The following is a 16,617-nucleotide window of genomic DNA, read 5'->3' on the forward strand; positions in this document are numbered from 1 at the left end:
GCCCTGGATGCTCTGTCGTACTCCGTCCACGCTCCTTTTGTTCATATGAGGTACTGATGTTCGGTTCATTTGGGTGGATGGAACTGATGCTGATCTTGATCATTGTGTTGATCATTTTCGGCGCCGGCAAGCTTCCTCAATTGGGAGAAGGCCTTGGTAAAGCCATCAAAGGCTTCAAGAAGTCCGTTCATGAGGCCGATGCGATCGATGTCACGCCGGCCGAACAGTCTCAACAGGCCCAGACGCAGGCCCCCTCATCCGCTCAAGTCAGCGCCCAATCCGAAGAAAAACCATCGCCCGCATCACAAGCCACGCAAACGGGCCAGGTGAAACAAGGTTAGACAGGTCCGCGTGCGCCGGTACCACCGGAGAGTGGGGATCAGCAACATCCTCGTACCAATGTGACGTATGTTCGGATTGGGAGCCAGTGAGATCTTAATTATTCTGGTGATCGCGTTTCTCCTGTTCGGCCCAAAGCAGCTTCCGGAAGTCGGCAGGCAAGTCGGAAAAGCCATTAAGAGTTTCAAAGATACGGCTGACGATCTACGTAAGTCGGTGGAGCCGGAGCTGAATCTCATTCAACAGGAAGTCAAGATGGTCGAGCAGGACTTTCAGGCCTCCATGAAAGAAGCGGAAGAAGAAATCACTGCCGCAGACAAACCGGCAGACGACGGCACCAAGTCAGTTGACAAGTCGGGACACGCCTGAGCACAACCCAACATGATCGGCGCGGAATTTTTCTATCACCAATACCGGAAACGTGCAGTCTCCTCCGGCTCCTGCTTCGGATCTCGTTACCTTGCAGCTCAGACTAGTGTCGCCGCCTACCGAGATTCAGCTCCACTATCTCTGCTGACGAACATTTGCTCTTCCTCCTGAAGGGACCGTTTCGAACAAACGCACATCACTCATTCGGCAGGCAAGATGCAGACTCTCTCTGAAATCGAGGGACAGAACGTGTGGCTCAGGTTCGTCAGGGTTTTCGCAGGCACTCTCGTTGCACTGGGCTTCATCGTGTTCCACTCGTCGGCTTACGCTGCCTTCCAATTGCCGGAAGGAGAAAAGATCACCAATCCGATCGTGATCGGACGCGGCATTCCCCAAAAGGAAGCCTACGAGCCGTTTGACCCCAAGATCGGTAGAAATTTCGACCTCCGAAACCTCTGGATCCGCGCTGATCTGCGCGTGCGGCCTGAATACCGCAACAACGTCTGTTTCGGAGGGGGGATCGGTGGTGCCGGACAATGTAACGCCCCCGGTCTTCTCCCCAATAACCTTCCAGGCAAAGCCAACGATCAATACGTCCAGCAGATGACCCGGTTGGGCATCGGATACGATCTGTCACCCGACGTCAATTTCTACATGGAGTTCATCGATTCCCGTTCTTGGGGTGGTAACGGCACTCCCGTCGGTGCCGGAGGCGCTGGGAACAATGGAGACCCTTTGATCCATACATGTGGATCTACGCCCAGCCAAGGTGGAAGGCCGGTCTGTACGCTCGGCATCCGGGCCGGTTATATGCTGATCCGCAACTTTGCCGGCGTGCAGGGTCTGGGCATCAAAGCCGGTCGGCAGTATGTGGTCTTCGGCGATCAGAGCCTGTTCGGCCACTTTGACTGGGCCAACACAGGTTTTTCGTTCGACGGAATCATGTTGCAGTATGCGACCAACATCTTCGATACCCATCTCGGCTGGTTTCGCACTGCAGAAACGGATCTCTTGCAAGGGGCGCCTCTGGGCAGTGGCAACCCCAACATCGGCGGTACCGGTCAGGCCAGAAATGCCGCCGGCGATGCCGACGTGTTCATCTTTTACAATCAGATCAAAACGGTCCCGGGATTTCTGATCGAACCGTTCTATGTCTATTACAAAAGTAACCTTGGCGGAGGAGACATTTCGTCGCAGGGACTCGGCACCCCAAAGCATGGAAACCAGACCCGTCATGTGGTCGGTAACCGTGTCGCCATGAAGAAAGGCTATTTCGATTTCTCCAGCGAATTCGTCTATCAGTTCGGCCAGATGGGCGACACTGCTGCCAGCGCCAGCAGCTTGTGTGGAGATCCCGGAGGTGAAGGCAAATGTCTCCACATCAATGCATGGGCCACCAGAAACTGGATCGGGTACACCGCATTCAACCTGCCCGGCAAACCTCGGATTGCCTTCAATTTTGATTATGCCTCGGGAGACGGCCGTGCGAATTGCACGTTAAACGCCGCCTATGGGGAATGTAAAACCGCCAATACGTTTGAGAACTTTTTCCCGACGAATCACATTCACATGGGATACATGGACGTACAGGGATGGAAGAACATGATGAGCTTCTCCGGCAACGTCCAAGCGAAGCTCAGCGTCAATGATCACGTCGAGGTCTGGTACACGAACATGCACCTGGCCAACGCCCGGGACAATTGGTATCGGGCGAGCCAGGGCGTCTATGTCTTCTCACGGCCGGACAACACCAAGACCTATATCGGGGACGAAATCGATGTTGTCTGGACCCATTTCTTCATGAACGGCATGGTCGCCTTTCAAACCGGCTATGGTCATCTATTTCCCGGTCCGTATATTTCACACAACCTGGGACGCCGTGCAGTCGGCCAGGATTGGGCTTATGCCCAGCTCTGGATCAACTTCTAGGCTAACGTTGGTCCGCAAGCCCTTCCAGCACTTTCAGGGGATCACGAACTGGCCAGCTTTCGCAAACCGCTCCTGCAGTTCGCCGTAAGTCTGTGTCACAGGAAACTGAGGGAATTCTTTCGGGAGATGTGCAGGAGGGCAAAAGAAACATCCGGCGTGAGCTTCTCCCAGCATGGCCGTGTCGTTGTATGAGTCGCCGGCCGCCATCGTAAAGAAGTTCAGCGATTTGAGCGCGGCGACCGCATGCTTCTTTGGATCCTGCATTCTCATATGGTAATTCACGATGCGGCCCCTCCCATCGATCTCCAGCTGATTGCAGAAAAGAGTCGGGAAGCCCAGCTGTCGCATGAGGGGTTCGGCGAACTGATAGAACGTGTCCGACAAAATAATCACCTGGCAGCGCTCCCGTAACCACGTGAGGAAATCGGTCGCCCCATCTAATGGCCCCATCTTGGCAATCACAGCTTGAATGTCGCCGATTCTCAACGCGTGCCGGTCGAGTATCTCCAATCGCTGCCTCATGAGCGTGTCGTAATCCGGCATCTCACGGGTTGTGATCTTCAAATCATCAATGCCGGTCTTCAGTGCGACATTAATCCAGATCTCCGGAACGAGCACTCCTTCCAGATCCAAACACACCACCACGGGCTTCTGCATGCATCTCTCCTCTTCGTCCATAGACGATACCGCCGACTTAGGCGATCACCTGACGGCCTTTTCTCCGCCGCCTGAAAACGACTGGCTCAAGAAGCGCCAGACCTTGTCCAAAGCCTGATCCAGTAACTGTGCCCCCTTCCATGTCCGCCGATTCTCATGTTCGTGACGTTCTGCCCAATCGAGCGCCACCGGGAGCGGAATCAGTCTCGTCGGAGTCTTCGTCAATTCTTGCCACACTAGCCCCAACACCGTGCTGACCCGTATCGGTGTCGGTACCGGCACAACCGGATTTTCGATCATGTCTTCGCAGTCTTCGGGTGGGGACGTCACCAACAGCTCACGGCACGCAGCGGGACGTTCGTCGTAAATCGTACATATCTCTTCCTCCAGGAACGGACATGGCATCCGCAGTGCATAGTACTCGCGATTCACACCATCCAAGGCATCATCGCCCGGCTCCTCGGGGGCATCGCACAACTCCGAGAGCTTTCGCCATACCCCGCGGGACAGCAGCAGAAGCTTCGATTCCGAAAACCGCGCCGAAATGCGCGCCTGCTGCTCAGCGGGGCGCGACCGAACCCACTCTCGCAACGCCAAGGCCTCCGGGGCCGAGAGCGGGACGAGCATTCGACAGCACGCTGCACACCCCTTGCGACAGGATGGCGGCTTGCCCGACTCCACGGAGCGCTCGACCTCAAGAGTCTGTGCCTCCTCTCCCAAACGCCGTATCAAGGGAACAATCGCTGTAATGGGAACAAATCCGGTCGGCACCTCCACTGCGCTGGTGATCTGACCAGCCGGCGTGTTTATGGCTATCTCGAAACGTTCGGTCATTGCAGGCTCTCTTGGTAACAGATCGGTCCTTGACAGGCATCATGTTCGCGTGATGCTCACCAGAAAGTAATATGCCGCTGCTCGATGAATCAATAGCCGTCATATCGGCGGTATTGAACAACATCACCGCGCTTCAGCCTTCTCCCCTCGTCCTCCATTCGCCATGACCGACGACTCAATCACCTAAGAAAAGAAGTGGACCAGCAGATCCTGCCGGTGCGTATGCCCCTAGCCCAAACGGACTCCCTCATAAGGCCATCTTCGGGCCTTGCGCAGTTGGTGAAAAGGCGTAGAGTCTATTCTGCGCGGGTACACCGACCCTGCGATTATCACGAGCCGCTACTTCATAACTGCCAGCGAGGTGTACCCCCGCTCAATTCCCTCCCGCTCATTCCCCGCTGCAGAGGATGCTCCCAGCAAGCCGAACCGGTATCGCTGCCTGTGGTTCCGTTCCGGTCATTCCAACGTCCAACGTGAATCATCCATCATCCAACCTGTCTTGATCTTGCTCCTTCATTACAGAAACTCGATAATGGCGCATGGAACCTCGGATCGTCTTTTCCGGCCATGTCATCGGCCTGCTGAAAGAATACATGCGGGATCTCGTCGATCAGGCGACACAGGAGACGCTCTCGCAGGAACAGTTCGGCTTTACTCCACTCCCATACCGTCCGGACCAAGCCATTTCCGATCTCCTCGCGCTGCTGGACGATCGCATCGAATCGGAAGGGGTGCAAGTCGGATTGCCCGAAGGATTTCTCCATGATATGTGGAGTCTCTGTAATGAGGCGGTCGCGCCGGTATCCGACCGGGTTTGGCTGGAAGGAAACATTGAAGGTCGGAACCTCAGCAAGGCTCAAACGAGAGAGCTTACCTATCGGGCTTTGATCGAGTTCATCGAATCCCGCTCACCGAGACGAAGCTGACGTATGGATTCCTGGATCATCCGGTGGTTCCTGACACTCATCCTGGTCCCAACCGGCAGTCTGCATGCGGACGACGCGTTGGCTCCCCCTGCCAAGCCTTCTGACGGGCGCCATGTGGTCGCACTCGCTCCGCTCATCACACAGGGTCTCGAGCAACCGGTGTATCTCACCCATGCCGGTGATGGGTCTACGCGACTCTTTGTGATCGAACAACCCGGTCGCATCCGTGTGCTGGAGGCGAACGCGTTGCGTTCCAGCCCCTTTCTGGACGTCACCGAGCGGGTACTTTCCGGCGGGGAGCGCGGCCTTCTAGGACTTGCGTTTCATCCTGACTATCGCCGGAACGGGCGTTTCTTCGTCAATTACACGAGAAAGCCGGATGGCGCGACGATCGTGGCTGAGTACCACCGGGGAGCAGCGGAGACGTCGGCCTCTCACGAAGAACGGATTCTCCTGACCGTGCTGCAACCCTATCCCAATCACAATGGCGGTATGGTGGCCTTCGGACCCGACGGCTACTTGTATGTCGGCCTCGGTGACGGCGGTTCAAAAGGCGACCCGGAAAACCGCGCTCAGAATCCCAATGACCTCCTTGGAAAGATTCTCCGGATCGATGTGGACCGCGGCGATACCTATGGGATTCCGACCGACAACCCTTTCGCGAAAACTGGTGGCCGACCGGAGATTTATGCAGTCGGATTACGAAACCCGTGGCGGTTTTCTTTTGACAGCACAACCAGGCACCTTTGGGTAGCCGACGTCGGGCAATACAACTGGGAGGAGATCGACCTGGTTACCCTCGGCGGAAACTACGGCTGGCGAGTCATGGAAGGAACCCATTGTTTTCATCCTTCCGCCGATTGTTCAACGGTCACCCTGAGCTTGCCTATTCTCGAATACTCGCATCAAAATGGGCGCTGTTCCATTATCGGTGGGTATGTCTACCGCGGACGACTCCTTACGGACCTGACGGGGGCCTACGTGTACGGCGATTTCTGTAGCGGGGAAATCTTTGCCTTGCACGCCCCTGCTAGAAATCAGGCACTCAACGAGCCGCGACCGATACTCAAGACTTCGCTACAGATTTCATCGTTTGGGATCGATGCGGCCGGCGAGCTCTATGTCCTCGATCATAAGGGAGGAGTCTACCGTCTCTCGCTTCCGTAAGGCATGATATCGGCGTGTCTGCAATCCGGTTCGATAAGGAGAAGCATAAATGCGTCCCGCACAGTATTGGCTGATGAAGTCAGAACCCTCCTCATTTTCGATTGACGACTTGATGCGCGCTCCCGATCAGACGACCTGTTGGGATGGAGTCCGCAACTATCAAGCGCGTAATTTCATGCGCAGCATGGCTGTAGGCGATCACGTTCTGTTCTACCATAGCAACGCTGATCCACCCGCAGTCGTTGGCGTCGCCAAGGTCGTCAAGACCGCTTATCCTGATCAAACGCAATTCGACAAGAAGGACACGCACTACGATCCGGACAGCAATCCCTTCCAGCCTCGATGGGACATGGTCGATATCAGGTATGTCAGAACATTTCCACGGCCCGTGACGCTGGATGAATTGCGGAAGGATCGCAAGCTCAAAGGAATGGTGTTGCTGCAGAAGGGTTCACGGCTCTCCGTTCAGCCGGTCACCCCGATCGAGTGGAAACACATCATGGGCCTGGTAGAAGACTGAGCCGTTCCGGTCGTTACGTGCTGGCTTTTCCATCGTCCATGTACCGATGTTGCCAGTCCAGCCAGGCGTGACCCAGTTCGTGCGCTAAAATGTACCGGCGGCGTGTGACAGGAAGTCGTTTCCGTACGTAGATCGTCTTGGTGTCGTCATCCCAAATACCATCGGCATTCGCATCGCGTTTGTCCATTTCTGCATCCGACAATTGTCTGACCGAAATCCGATACCCAAAGGGAAGGACAACTTGATTGGGAATGCGCAACATCTTCTTTCGTTCTCTGAGCATCGTCGCCATGGGTCACTCCATCTTCCTCCGACTCTGGATTTAGCCTATCATAACAAGGCAGGCGGAGTACTGGTAATTTTGTCATTTAGAATCAGCGTGTTACGATTCATCTCCGGTAATGCTTCCAGGCATCTTTTGACCGCCGCACTCACCCTTACTAGTTCCCCCATCGACAAAATTTGTGTATGATCGCCTCATGGAACCGGCGATCACCGAAGAGTCTGCCCACACCTATCCCACCTCGGTCCGCCTTGTTGGAGTGAAGATCAGGAATCAAGGAGAGGTCAAGAAATTGGGTGCGTCCGGTGTGCTCTTACGCAGCGGTGACCCCGTCTTACTTGAGGTTGAAGGCGAGGTCACGTATGGGATCGTCTATATGGAGCCTTACTCGACCCCATTTATCCCTCCCATGCGAGCCATGAAATCCATTTTGCGAAAGCCTGATGCTGAAGAAACGGCGTTGATCGGCAGGCTGGAGGCGCTCTCTCGAGAAGCGGCCGCCTATTGCCGAGCGAAAGCGGCCGAGCTCCATATCTCCCTCAAGCTCGTCGAAGTCTATGGGGCCATACATCGCCGGCAACTCACCTTTGTCTACACTGCGGAGGACCGAATCGATTTTCGCGAACTGGTTCGTGACCTGGCTCGCCGCTTCGGCGGCCGCATCGAAATGCGTCAAGTCGGGGTGCGCGAAGAAGCCCGGCGGCTTGGCGGCATCGATACCTGCGGGCTGGTGCTGTGTTGCGCGAGCTTTTTGACTGATGTGAAGCCCATCACGGCCAAACAGGCGAAAAAACTCGACCTACCGATCGATGACCCGCGTTTGCTGGGCGTATGTGGCCGACTGAAGTGTTGTTTGCTGTTTGAAATGATGGACGCTCAGGGGATGATTCCGTCTCAAACCCAACACCTGATTACACCGACTCGGTCCGATTCCTCATCCACACAACTCAGCCCTCCTCGCTCAGACTCGTGACCCGTATATCATCGGACACCTACTGACGGGATTGTGGTTGCTCCTGGAGAAGCGAGTGCACCGTTTCACCGTCCAGCGCATGCTCCACGGCCTTGTCTCGACGGCGCAAAAGGCTGGAGATCGGATCGGTCGTTTCCAAATGGGTGAGCACCCACGGCGGACTTCCGTTTCGGACCGAATCCAGAACCTCTTTCACCAAGATCAGATCGGGCGCCTTGATCAAGCTCACGCCTTTCGGTTCCTGGAGCCGGGCTACAAAGCCCCTGTCGACAAGACGTTCCACCTCTTCCTCCACCAGAGACAAGGGAAGATTCAACTCGCCGGCCAACTCGGCCACACCCAATGGGCGATCTCCTTTGAGATAGTGATGCCCTAGAACGCGCAACACCTTGAGGGCCAGTTGTTCCCGAAACACATAGGTGCCCTGTTCCCACAGCAAACGCGAAAGATAGGCCGTGGGATACTGGTGGAAGAATGAGAGCTGCGCGCCGATGAGTACAATCATCCAGCTGGCATAAAGCCACAGCAGGAACAGAATGAGGACCGCAAAACCCGAATAGATCGCGCTGTAATTGGCGGAGGCCGCAACGAATTTTGCAAAGGCCTCCCCTGCGATGCCCCAGAGAACCGCCGTCGAGACGCCGCCGACCGCCGCTGAGCGCAAGTCAACATGCGTGTTGGGAATGACCTTGTAAAAGAACGTGAACACGGCACACAACATCGCGAAGGGAACCAGTTCGCCGCTCCAGACGAACAGGGTTCCGAGCGGTTCTAACTCCACAAGGCGCTGGACCAGAGCTTGGCTTTGGAGTGAGGCCAGGAGGCCGAACGCGCCGACGACCAGGACCGGTCCAACAAGAACGGCGCTCAAGTAATCGGCAAACTTCCGCTCCCACGTGCGCCCTTGCTTGACGAGCCAGATCGCGTTCAAGGCCTGTTCGACCTTGTCGATCAGCGAATAGGTTGTGTAAAAGAGCCCGGCAATCCCGATCGCTCCCAACACACTAATTTGGATATTATCCACGAAGCCCACGATCGTGGCGGTGATCTCCCGGCTCTTCGGACCCAGCGGCTCCAAGGCCTGGGCCAGCAAGGGCTCGACTCCATGGTGGACGCCGAAGGCCTTGAGAACCGAGAACGTCACGGCCAGAAAGGGCACCAGTGAGAGCAGTGTGGTGTAGACGAGCCCGGCCGCCCGGGCATCCAGCAAGCGATGACGGAACTCCAGTCCGACAGCTGTCCCCAGCCGAAGCGCCTGAATACCCAACCGACGGAGGAATGAAACGCCCATGAGATCTGTGGTCCAGAGATCGTGCTTGGCAAATTGCAAGATGCGGGTGGAGCGAATCATAGGCCTTGCTCCATAGCGGCTTCCTAATCCAACCAAAAGAGCGAAGCGCCGGGGCGTCAGTCTAGCACAGCCGGGCATGTCTGACCGAAACCGCCAAAATTCTGGACGGCAGGAGAAGGACCGCACGCCTCGGTCGTTATTGGATGAGGCCTGCGCTGCAATCTCGCCCTTGTCGTTGATGGCACACGCGCCAATCAGCTTCGAGCCTTGGCCCTTCAGTCAGGTTGTGTATCCTCACGGCATTGTGGATCGGAAGGATACACCACGGGTGCACGATGTGGGGTGGAGTGTACTCTTAATGTAAGAGAACGTGTAGAGGAGGTTTCAAGCTGCGGTGGCCACACTGCCGGGCGGGAGCTACGGTCCGCAACCCAGGGGTCTGCCTAGTGTGATATCCATACAAGACGGACCTTCACTCTCCACTTCTTCCTACAGTGCGATACCCGCGCTACCTCTCATCCCATGTCGCTTCCACATGTAACCCATTACATCTACAGACGAATAGCACCCAGTGTTCTGGCGTATCTCTCTTGGCATTCAACTTGCGGATACAGGTTGCTGGACAGATTACAAGGGAGGTTGTTATGGAGCATGGACTGCTCATCCGTGAAACGATCAGCGCGGCCCTGTTTGTCCATCTTGAATGGCATCTCACGCCGAGAGGATGGGTCTGCGGGGATTGGTCTGCGAAGGAACCGGTCACCCCACGAACGCCACCCCCGGAGGATCGTGTTGAGACATGGGTGATCACAGCAACCCCTTACACTAACCTGTGTGTTCCAGCGCAAAAGCAATGGACGCTCGTCTGGGCCTCTTCTCAGCACAGTGCAGCACAGCGACGGGCATTACGGGCATGGCATCGCCTGCCGGCGCACGAGTTGGAAGATTCAAAGCCCACGTCCTGGAACTTTCCGCTGAATTAGTTTTCAGTCATGTCAGTCCTCCAGGGCAGCATGATGCCTGAGGAGGAAGCGCTCATTTCGATTTCGATAAGGCGTGAGGATAGCGCTTTGCGAGCGCAAACTCATACGCAGTGCGGTATTGAAGCTACTGAAAAGAACGGTGGAGGGGGTTTCCCGCGCGCAGTTTGTTACGCTACGAGGATAATTAGCGCGCGGCTCACACGAAGTGCGGCATTGTAGGGTATGAACGACATAGGGTGGCGCAATGACACGAAGGGACTGCAGATCGAAGGTGACATTCCCTCAATACCTACACTAGGTGATCGCTTGGTTGGTCTAAGGGATGATCTGACACAATGGACCATACGCCTTCAAACTCGAATCACAGGTGAGCAAGCGCAGGTTTTCGACATGAGCCTGCGCCAACAATATTCGGTCGAAGGGGTCACGATGATGAAGGGGCAAATGTTCAAGAGCAAGGGCATGTGGCACTGACACCGGCAATTCCTGAAAACCGCTGTCACCGATCTTGGCGGCAAGCTCGTCGGGATCTGCGGAGAGCTTTTTCAGCTGGATCTTAATGACCACTTCCCACAGAGAGGCAGCACTGATATAGACCACGGGGGTGTTCTCGATCTGGTGATACACGGCTTTCGAAAGTCTTGGAGACAGAATCACGAACCACAAAAAGATATGGGTATCTAATAAGAGATTCACTCTCCACCCTCGAACGCGACCCTCATGTCGGGTGGTAATGGCGCATCAAAATCCTCAGAGACGGTCACTCGCCCTTTCAACAACCCCGGACGGCGAGCAGGAATTGTAGTATCGAGCGGTCCAAGCTGCGCCACGGGCGTCCCGTCTTTGCAAATGGTGATGCGCTGGCCCTTCGCGACCGCGGCAAGGAGTTTGGAAAAATGGGTCTTGGCCTCATGAATATTCACCGTTCGTGCGGCGGCTTTCATACAGACCTCCAAAGTAGACTAACCTTAGTCTACTTCGAGCCTGTGCGGGTGTCAATCCAATCATTTCAGCGATACAAGAGAACGCTCGCCCTGCCGCCATCAGAATCCTCGAACATGGTCTCTGAGATAGGGGGCGCTCATTTCGATTTCGGTAAAGCGCGAGGATAGCGCTTTCTTTGCAAGCGCCTTCCTCGACGAGCTAGGCTTCGCTCTGTCATCGGATGACATCAAGAGCATTTGTCTCGGGGATGCCATAGAGAAGAGCGACTCCGGAGCAGTAGTAGTTCGGCATCAGTCTGTGCCACTCCCAGAAGAGGTTTGTTGGGTCTGCAAGAAGCCAAAGGACGGAACATGGGTCTCCAGTAGTGCTCCTGGATCAGGAGGCAAGTCTGTGCCCTTTCATGGCGCGTGCTACTCGCGAAGCACTCGAAGAAAGAAGTGGTGGCAGTTCTGGGAGTGACCCGCGATGCCTAACCCCTCGTTCGAGCCGACCCGCTACGGTAGGCGGCTCAGCTCGAACGTTAATGCGGCAGGGCTGAGGACTGCTTTACGGCGGTGCGATCTCGGCGGCGAACGTCTGCTCGTGGCCGAACTGAGACATTCTAACGGCGGCATATACGCTGCAACGACCGGCTACAGTTTTTCAAGAAACACATCAGTTGAAAGATCCGTACCCCCATTTACCGCAGCGTCGGCTGTAGGCGACAGTGCGCACTGAGCCTTCGATGACGGGCGGCCGCTATCTGGTTCATAGCAGTACGTTGGCCGCATCCGACCGGAATGACGCTTTACCTGTGTCGCTCTTCACCGACCGATCGGTACCCAGGAACGATAAACCAGCGGAGCAAGTTGGTTATATTTCTCTGTTCGACGAACTGAGCCTCGATCTCACTAGGTGAAGGAAGCCCCCAGAGGACCAGAGGCTTCCCAGGAAACCGCTCAGCGCTTTAAGACATGAGCGGCGATCCACTCTTTGGCCTCAAAGGCGACATTCATGAGCGCCTCAAGGTCGTTAAGACCAAATGAAGTGGCATTGCGCCATGCACCAGATTGATCCTTAAACGGCCGGGAGAAGGTCGCGGCGAAGAACGGTCCGTTCTCGCTGACGTTCTGCCAGATCGTCGCTTTGATGTTCCCACATCGCAGCGTGGTTGCCGGTCGTTTGGATGAGTTGTTGGTCGCCATGGTGTTTCCTCCTTATTGTTGAACTGCAGGTGACTCTCTCACGGGAGGAGGAGAGGCACCGCACAGTTCACAAAGGAAACGGCAGGCAGAGGCCGGAACCGGCTTGCCGGAGAGGGACACGCAGCGAGAGTGACAGGATACTGGCGCGAGCGATGCGCCTCTCAGGTGTGAGCCGGTCGGCTATCGCCGTTGGCGACCAGAACTATCTCAACGATACACAGAGGGGGATGAAGGCCCTCGCCTTAAAAGTTCGAAATGTATGGTTATGACGAAGGTTCGCTATTGCAACGGTTTCCCTAATTTAAGCTGCAATTCCTGCATGTTGTGGTCTTCAATCCGTTCTATTCTTTTCCTTCCCATTCTTTCGTTTCCGGCAAATTCTTGTCACAAGTCTGGCACATCCTACTGGGGTGAACCTCCCTCTACTGAGGAAGCAGAATTAGGGTACTTCTGTTGGTTAGGCTTCGTCTTTCTCGTCATCGATCCATCCAGTAGCAAGTTATTTGCTAGCGGAAACCTATTCAATTTCATTGTAAAGGATATAGTCATAACCCCTCACCACATGCTCAAACTCCCTCAGCCGGGCGATTGCCCGGCGCGGAATGGAGTCGTGCCCGTTTTGGTTTGCTCATCCGAGGTTCTTCTCGAGCGCCACAATGTTCTTGGACTGATTCAGCCGACCCACGACCACTTGCCCAAAGACTTCGGGATTCTTGCCCACACGTTCCTTGCGTCCAGTCACCCCTCTCTGTACCAAGTACGCGGATTCCTCATATCCCAATCTAGGGGTCAGCCCAATTGCTCTCCAGATACGGTGAGCGGCATTCAGACTGCTCGGTGCATGGCGTTGAGATGCGCACTAACTTCAGGTGGCGGCGCTATTTGATTGAAACCGCGCCGCCACCTCGCAAGGAATTCTATTCGACGACAACGACTTTGTCGGGGGCCCAGCCACCATGGAAGCCAAACGGCACGCGGACCGGTAGACGAATCGTGGCGATCGGCTCACCGGTGAAGTCCTGAGCGTCGAGGATGACCACGTCGCTCAAGTCGCGTTTCGGGTCGTAGACGTAGGACAGGATCCAGCCTTCGTCCTCGGCGACGGCTCCCGGCTTTCGTACAAACACCGGCTCCGCAGTCATCCGGCCCGGACCATAGTCATGGACCTCGGTTGTCTCGGACTGCAGGTCGTGCTTCATCGCAGGGCCGAAGACGACGTCGTCACTCCAGTATGCGGTGTACACGTACCGATAGGCCTGCCCGCCATAGCGCCCATTGATGCGTGGGAACTCGTTGCCGCGGTCGTCAGTCACCGTTTCCGTTACTCGCCCAGACGGGCGATGTAACGTCCAGCGTACCAGGATAGGCCCACCTTCATTGGGACCGTTCTGATCGGTGTGGAACATCCGCTTGTGCTTCATCAGGTCGATAATGGTGAGATCGCCATGGTCGTAGGCGTTGGCGAAGTGGAAGGCGAAACAACGAGGCGTTTCGAACCATTGAATTCTGGATACGTCACCGTCGCGTGGCAAAAGCCCGATGCGGGAGGGCCGGCGGTCATCCCAGAGCCATGGGAAGTCCGTATGAGAATGCTCCGGCTGAAACGTCACCGGGAAATCGGGCACGATGACGAAGGACCGCGTGAATACCATATCGTGGATAAGGGGAATATGCGGCAAGTCAATCCGCGCCTTGGTCGTCGCGCGCCCATCGGTATCAACTGAGATATAACGGATTGGTTGGAACGGCTCATACGCCAAGGCGTGGTGCTCATGAGTGATTGGATCAAATTTCGGGTGGCCGGTGAATCCCGCCTCGAGCGTGCCGTCGAAATCGGTTCGTCGAATGCTCGCCAGCTCATAGTCAAGCTCCACCGGAATACTGCCCGCCTCGACGACGGCACACAGCTTCCCGCCGACATTCATGAGATTCGTGTTGACGTTGCCGTCCCTCCTACCCTCTCCCGGCCCTGATAGAGGCTTACGGCTCAGGACTTTGGCAGCCTTCGCATCAAGGACGAAGCGGCTCCGAAACCATTCAGCCTTGCCCCCGCGCAATCGCAAGCCATGCGCCATCCCAGTGCCTGCGAACCAGTGATACCGCACCAGACGCACCAGGTCCAGTTCATCGATCGGATTGGGACCGATCCTTAGAAAACGTCCGTTGAGTTCCTCCGGAATATGACCGACCACTTCGAGGTCGAAGGCCGTGATCTCACTCTTGAGGGGTGCGAAGTTGCCAGCGACATATGGCGCGCCGGTACTGTTGGCTGATGGAATTTGTTCCGTAATCACACTCATGATTATCTCCTTTTGTTATAGTTGGACATCGCGGATCTCCGTGGTGTCGGAAGTAGAGGCCGACCATCTCTCTCATGACCGGATGAAAGCCGTGCGGCGGGCAGTCGTAGGCCTTTTTCGTCACCTGCTTGAGGGTGTTCGTGGACGAGAGCGGCGAAGCGGCGATTGCAAACTTTAAGTGTCGTCCGCCCCGGTGATCTTTATTGAAGGCCGGATGGGACGAGCGATAAGCGGCCATGGTTCGTCTCCGTTGAGGCTCATGACATTCGCGATTAGATGAGCCCGCGGTTGTGCCATACGACGAGGAGGCCCATGCCGATGATCACGTCAATCACAATGCACCACGGCACGTACCATTGTGGGATTTCAACGAGCGACAAGCGGGCACGATTGTGGTGGGCCAGATCCCATCCCGCGTGCGCAAAGTACGCGATCGGCAAGAGCAGGGGCCAGAGAAGCAGTCCTAACAAGCCTGATATCGCGAATAGTCCCGTTACGTTGAATTCGATGAGCTGGTCACGTCCCGACCCGTTGACGACGGCGAAGCCGAAATAAATGCCGGCGACGAGTGCTATAAAGACTGCGGCGAAACCGAATGAGGCTTCTGGGGACAGAAATAAGTGAGGGAGCAGTGAGACCAGGCCGACCGCGATTCCGGTCATCACGGGGCTGTCGGAAAAGACGGATGCATGTCGAACGTCATGCGAGTGGGCGAGGGTGGACATAGCAAATCTCCTCAGTAACCGAGATCGTTAAGGCCGGCTCTCTGGAAGGGTGCCGACCGTCTGTCATGACCTGGCGAATGCCAACAGGTCCGCATTGAGCTGATCTTTGCTCGTATCGCCGAGACTGTGCGTGCCGCCCGAATAAATCTTCAAAACCGAATTCTTCACGAGCTTCGACGAGAGCATGGCCGAACTGCCGATGGGGACAATCTGATCGTCGTCGCCGTGGATGATCAGCGTCGGCACATCGAACCGTTTCAAATCCTCGGTAAAGTCCGTTTCTGAAAATGCCTTGATACAGTCATACGCATTCTTATGCCCGGACATCATCCCCTGCGACCACCACCATTGGATTAGCCCTTGGGAAACTTTTGCTCCAGGCCGATTGAAACCGAAGAATGGTCCGCTGGCGACATCCAAAAAGAACTGCGAGCGATCGGCTAAGTATGCTTTGCGAAACCCGTCAAAAACCTCCATGGTGAGACCGCCTGGATTGGCGGCCGTCTTTAGCATGATAGGCGGCACCGCCCCCATGAGCACGGCCTTGGCGACTCGCTTGGTACCTTGGCGGCCAATGAAACGGGCCACCTCGCCGCCGCCTGTCGAATGCCCGATCATGATGACGTGATTCAGGTCAAGTTCCTCAAACAACTCGGCCAGATCGTTGGCATAGGTGTCCATCTCATTACCGTTCCACGGCTGACTCGACCGGCCATGACCGCGACGGTCGTATGCAATGCAGCGGTACCCGTGCGAGGCGAGATAGAACATCTGCGATTCCCAAGCGTCCGCTGTCAGGGGCCAGCCGTGACTGAAGACGACGGGCTGCCCCTGACCCCAATCCTTGTAATAGATCTGCGTACCGTCCTTGGTTGTGATCGTGCACGGGGATTGTCTTCTTTGTGTCTGACTGGACACGGATGCAGTTGGTGCCTTGGCACTGGAGCCTGTAGTCACGGTTGGAAACGTCGTGGCAGCTACTAAGGCGGCGCTACTGAATAGGATGTTACGGCGGGACATTGGCATGGCTTCATTATGATTGTCCTTCTCGCCAGAATTTGTTGGCATTTGAGCGCCTCCTATCACGTTTCGACAATTTCGGTGATCTGAACCGCCATGCTTTTGGTCGTCGCCTTCTTTTCTAGAATCATCTGTTACCAGTGCATGGCGGTACCCTTCCCAACAGACGAAA

At 55.8% G+C, this 16,617-nt stretch carries 18 protein-coding genes; 8 read left to right on the forward strand and 10 right to left on the reverse strand.

Annotation, left to right across the window (positions count from 1 at the left end):
• Nucleotides 1–56 precede the first annotated feature (56 nt).
• The 3 genes from tatA to H8K04_19010 all read left to right on the forward strand — a co-directional run bounded on the left by tatA (nt 57) and on the right by H8K04_19010 (nt 2,637).
• Complete coding sequence (gene tatA, locus H8K04_19000; protein UVT15859.1) at nt 57–341, forward strand: twin-arginine translocase TatA/TatE family subunit; 285 nt, start codon at nt 57–59, stop codon at nt 339–341.
• Between the two features lie 67 nt (nt 342–408).
• Nucleotides 409–708, forward strand: a complete 300-nt coding sequence (locus H8K04_19005) for a twin-arginine translocase TatA/TatE family subunit (protein UVT15860.1) — start codon at nt 409–411, stop codon at nt 706–708.
• 216 nt (nt 709–924) lie between these two features.
• The gene (locus H8K04_19010; protein UVT15861.1) at nt 925–2,637 is read left to right on the forward strand and encodes an alginate export family protein; all 1,713 of its coding nucleotides are present in this window, start codon (nt 925–927) and stop codon (nt 2,635–2,637) included.
• Between the two features lie 33 nt (nt 2,638–2,670).
• Here H8K04_19010 and thrH read toward each other — a convergent pair whose 3' ends face one another.
• Together thrH and H8K04_19020 are read right to left on the reverse strand one after the other, a co-directional pair.
• Nucleotides 2,671–3,294 (reverse strand): bifunctional phosphoserine phosphatase/homoserine phosphotransferase ThrH, encoded by a 624-nt coding sequence (thrH, locus tag H8K04_19015; GenBank protein UVT15862.1) that lies wholly within the window; start codon nt 3,292–3,294, stop codon nt 2,671–2,673.
• 45 nt (nt 3,295–3,339) lie between these two features.
• Entirely contained in the window at nt 3,340–4,128 is a 789-nt protein-coding gene (locus H8K04_19020) for a YkgJ family cysteine cluster protein (protein UVT15863.1), read from the reverse strand.
• 539 nt (nt 4,129–4,667) lie between these two features.
• Between H8K04_19020 and H8K04_19025 the strand changes: the two genes are divergently transcribed.
• The 3 genes from H8K04_19025 to H8K04_19035 are packed head-to-tail and all read left to right on the forward strand — an operon-like array spanning nt 4,668 to nt 6,741.
• Nucleotides 4,668–5,054 (forward strand): hypothetical protein, encoded by a 387-nt coding sequence (locus H8K04_19025; GenBank protein ID UVT15864.1) that lies wholly within the window; start codon nt 4,668–4,670, stop codon nt 5,052–5,054.
• Nucleotides 5,055–5,057: 3 nt separating this feature from the next.
• Nucleotides 5,058–6,221 carry a PQQ-dependent sugar dehydrogenase gene (locus H8K04_19030; protein ID UVT15865.1) on the forward strand — a complete coding sequence of 388 codons (1,164 nt, stop codon included), beginning with the start codon at nt 5,058–5,060 and terminating at the stop codon, nt 6,219–6,221.
• 49 nt (nt 6,222–6,270) lie between these two features.
• A complete protein-coding gene (locus tag H8K04_19035) occupies nt 6,271–6,741 on the forward strand; it encodes an EVE domain-containing protein (GenBank protein UVT15866.1) in 471 nt (156 codons plus the stop codon).
• A 13-nt stretch (nt 6,742–6,754) separates the two neighbouring features.
• Here H8K04_19035 and H8K04_19040 read toward each other — a convergent pair whose 3' ends face one another.
• Complete coding sequence (locus H8K04_19040) at nt 6,755–7,033, reverse strand: ImmA/IrrE family metallo-endopeptidase (GenBank protein UVT15867.1); 279 nt, start codon at nt 7,031–7,033, stop codon at nt 6,755–6,757.
• A 187-nt stretch (nt 7,034–7,220) separates the two neighbouring features.
• Between H8K04_19040 and H8K04_19045 the strand changes: the two genes are divergently transcribed.
• Entirely contained in the window at nt 7,221–7,997 is a 777-nt protein-coding gene (locus H8K04_19045) for a stage 0 sporulation family protein (GenBank protein UVT15868.1), read from the forward strand.
• A 19-nt stretch (nt 7,998–8,016) separates the two neighbouring features.
• On the opposite strand, the gene H8K04_19050 is transcribed toward H8K04_19045, so the two are convergent.
• Nucleotides 8,017–9,348 carry a YihY family inner membrane protein gene (locus H8K04_19050; protein ID UVT15869.1) on the reverse strand — a complete coding sequence of 444 codons (1,332 nt, stop codon included), beginning with the start codon at nt 9,346–9,348 and terminating at the stop codon, nt 8,017–8,019.
• A gap of 584 nt (nt 9,349–9,932) precedes the next feature.
• Here H8K04_19050 and H8K04_19055 point away from each other — a divergent pair.
• Nucleotides 9,933–10,271 (forward strand): hypothetical protein, encoded by a 339-nt coding sequence (locus H8K04_19055; protein ID UVT15870.1) that lies wholly within the window; start codon nt 9,933–9,935, stop codon nt 10,269–10,271.
• Between the two features lie 315 nt (nt 10,272–10,586).
• On the opposite strand, the gene H8K04_19060 is transcribed toward H8K04_19055, so the two are convergent.
• The 6 genes from H8K04_19060 to H8K04_19085 form a co-directional block, all read right to left on the reverse strand.
• A complete protein-coding gene (locus tag H8K04_19060) occupies nt 10,587–10,967 on the reverse strand; it encodes a type II toxin-antitoxin system VapC family toxin (protein UVT15871.1) in 381 nt (126 codons plus the stop codon).
• The gene (locus H8K04_19065; GenBank protein ID UVT15872.1) at nt 10,964–11,215 is read right to left on the reverse strand and encodes a type II toxin-antitoxin system Phd/YefM family antitoxin; all 252 of its coding nucleotides are present in this window, start codon (nt 11,213–11,215) and stop codon (nt 10,964–10,966) included. Before H8K04_19065 ends, H8K04_19060 begins: the two co-directional genes overlap by 4 nt.
• A gap of 939 nt (nt 11,216–12,154) precedes the next feature.
• A complete protein-coding gene (locus H8K04_19070) occupies nt 12,155–12,400 on the reverse strand; it encodes a hypothetical protein (GenBank protein ID UVT15873.1) in 246 nt (81 codons plus the stop codon).
• Nucleotides 12,401–13,317: 917 nt separating this feature from the next.
• Entirely contained in the window at nt 13,318–14,700 is a 1,383-nt protein-coding gene (locus H8K04_19075; GenBank protein UVT15874.1) for a carotenoid oxygenase family protein, read from the reverse strand.
• A gap of 272 nt (nt 14,701–14,972) precedes the next feature.
• The gene (locus H8K04_19080) at nt 14,973–15,425 is read right to left on the reverse strand and encodes a hypothetical protein (protein ID UVT15875.1); all 453 of its coding nucleotides are present in this window, start codon (nt 15,423–15,425) and stop codon (nt 14,973–14,975) included.
• Nucleotides 15,426–15,488: 63 nt separating this feature from the next.
• A complete protein-coding gene (locus H8K04_19085; GenBank protein UVT18046.1) occupies nt 15,489–16,445 on the reverse strand; it encodes an alpha/beta hydrolase in 957 nt (318 codons plus the stop codon).
• Nucleotides 16,446–16,617: the final 172 nt, after the last annotated feature.

Source organism: Nitrospira sp. (assembly GCA_024760525.1).
Taxonomy (GTDB): domain Bacteria; phylum Nitrospirota; class Nitrospiria; order Nitrospirales; family Nitrospiraceae; genus Nitrospira_D.

Excerpts from the sequence above, each read along its gene's own strand:
- tatA (UVT15859.1), top strand. The coding sequence starts at position 57 with ATGTTCGGTTCATTTGGGTGGATGGAACTGATGCTGATCTTGATCATT.
- H8K04_19005 (UVT15860.1), top strand. The coding sequence starts at position 409 with ATGTTCGGATTGGGAGCCAGTGAGATCTTAATTATTCTGGTGATCGCG.
- H8K04_19010 (UVT15861.1), top strand. The coding sequence starts at position 925 with ATGCAGACTCTCTCTGAAATCGAGGGACAGAACGTGTGGCTCAGGTTC.
- thrH (UVT15862.1), bottom strand. The coding sequence starts at position 3,294 with ATGCAGAAGCCCGTGGTGGTGTGTTTGGATCTGGAAGGAGTGCTCGTT.
- H8K04_19020 (UVT15863.1), bottom strand. The coding sequence starts at position 4,128 with ATGACCGAACGTTTCGAGATAGCCATAAACACGCCGGCTGGTCAGATC.
- H8K04_19025 (UVT15864.1), top strand. The coding sequence starts at position 4,668 with ATGGAACCTCGGATCGTCTTTTCCGGCCATGTCATCGGCCTGCTGAAA.
- H8K04_19030 (UVT15865.1), top strand. The coding sequence starts at position 5,058 with ATGGATTCCTGGATCATCCGGTGGTTCCTGACACTCATCCTGGTCCCA.
- H8K04_19035 (UVT15866.1), top strand. The coding sequence starts at position 6,271 with ATGCGTCCCGCACAGTATTGGCTGATGAAGTCAGAACCCTCCTCATTT.
- H8K04_19040 (UVT15867.1), bottom strand. The coding sequence starts at position 7,033 with ATGGCGACGATGCTCAGAGAACGAAAGAAGATGTTGCGCATTCCCAAT.
- H8K04_19045 (UVT15868.1), top strand. The coding sequence starts at position 7,221 with ATGGAACCGGCGATCACCGAAGAGTCTGCCCACACCTATCCCACCTCG.
- H8K04_19050 (UVT15869.1), bottom strand. The coding sequence starts at position 9,348 with ATGATTCGCTCCACCCGCATCTTGCAATTTGCCAAGCACGATCTCTGG.
- H8K04_19055 (UVT15870.1), top strand. The coding sequence starts at position 9,933 with ATGGAGCATGGACTGCTCATCCGTGAAACGATCAGCGCGGCCCTGTTT.
- H8K04_19065 (UVT15872.1), bottom strand. The coding sequence starts at position 11,215 with ATGAAAGCCGCCGCACGAACGGTGAATATTCATGAGGCCAAGACCCAT.
- H8K04_19070 (UVT15873.1), bottom strand. The coding sequence starts at position 12,400 with ATGGCGACCAACAACTCATCCAAACGACCGGCAACCACGCTGCGATGT.
- H8K04_19075 (UVT15874.1), bottom strand. The coding sequence starts at position 14,700 with ATGAGTGTGATTACGGAACAAATTCCATCAGCCAACAGTACCGGCGCG.
- H8K04_19080 (UVT15875.1), bottom strand. The coding sequence starts at position 15,425 with ATGTCCACCCTCGCCCACTCGCATGACGTTCGACATGCATCCGTCTTT.
- H8K04_19085 (UVT18046.1), bottom strand. The coding sequence starts at position 16,445 with ATGTCCCGCCGTAACATCCTATTCAGTAGCGCCGCCTTAGTAGCTGCC.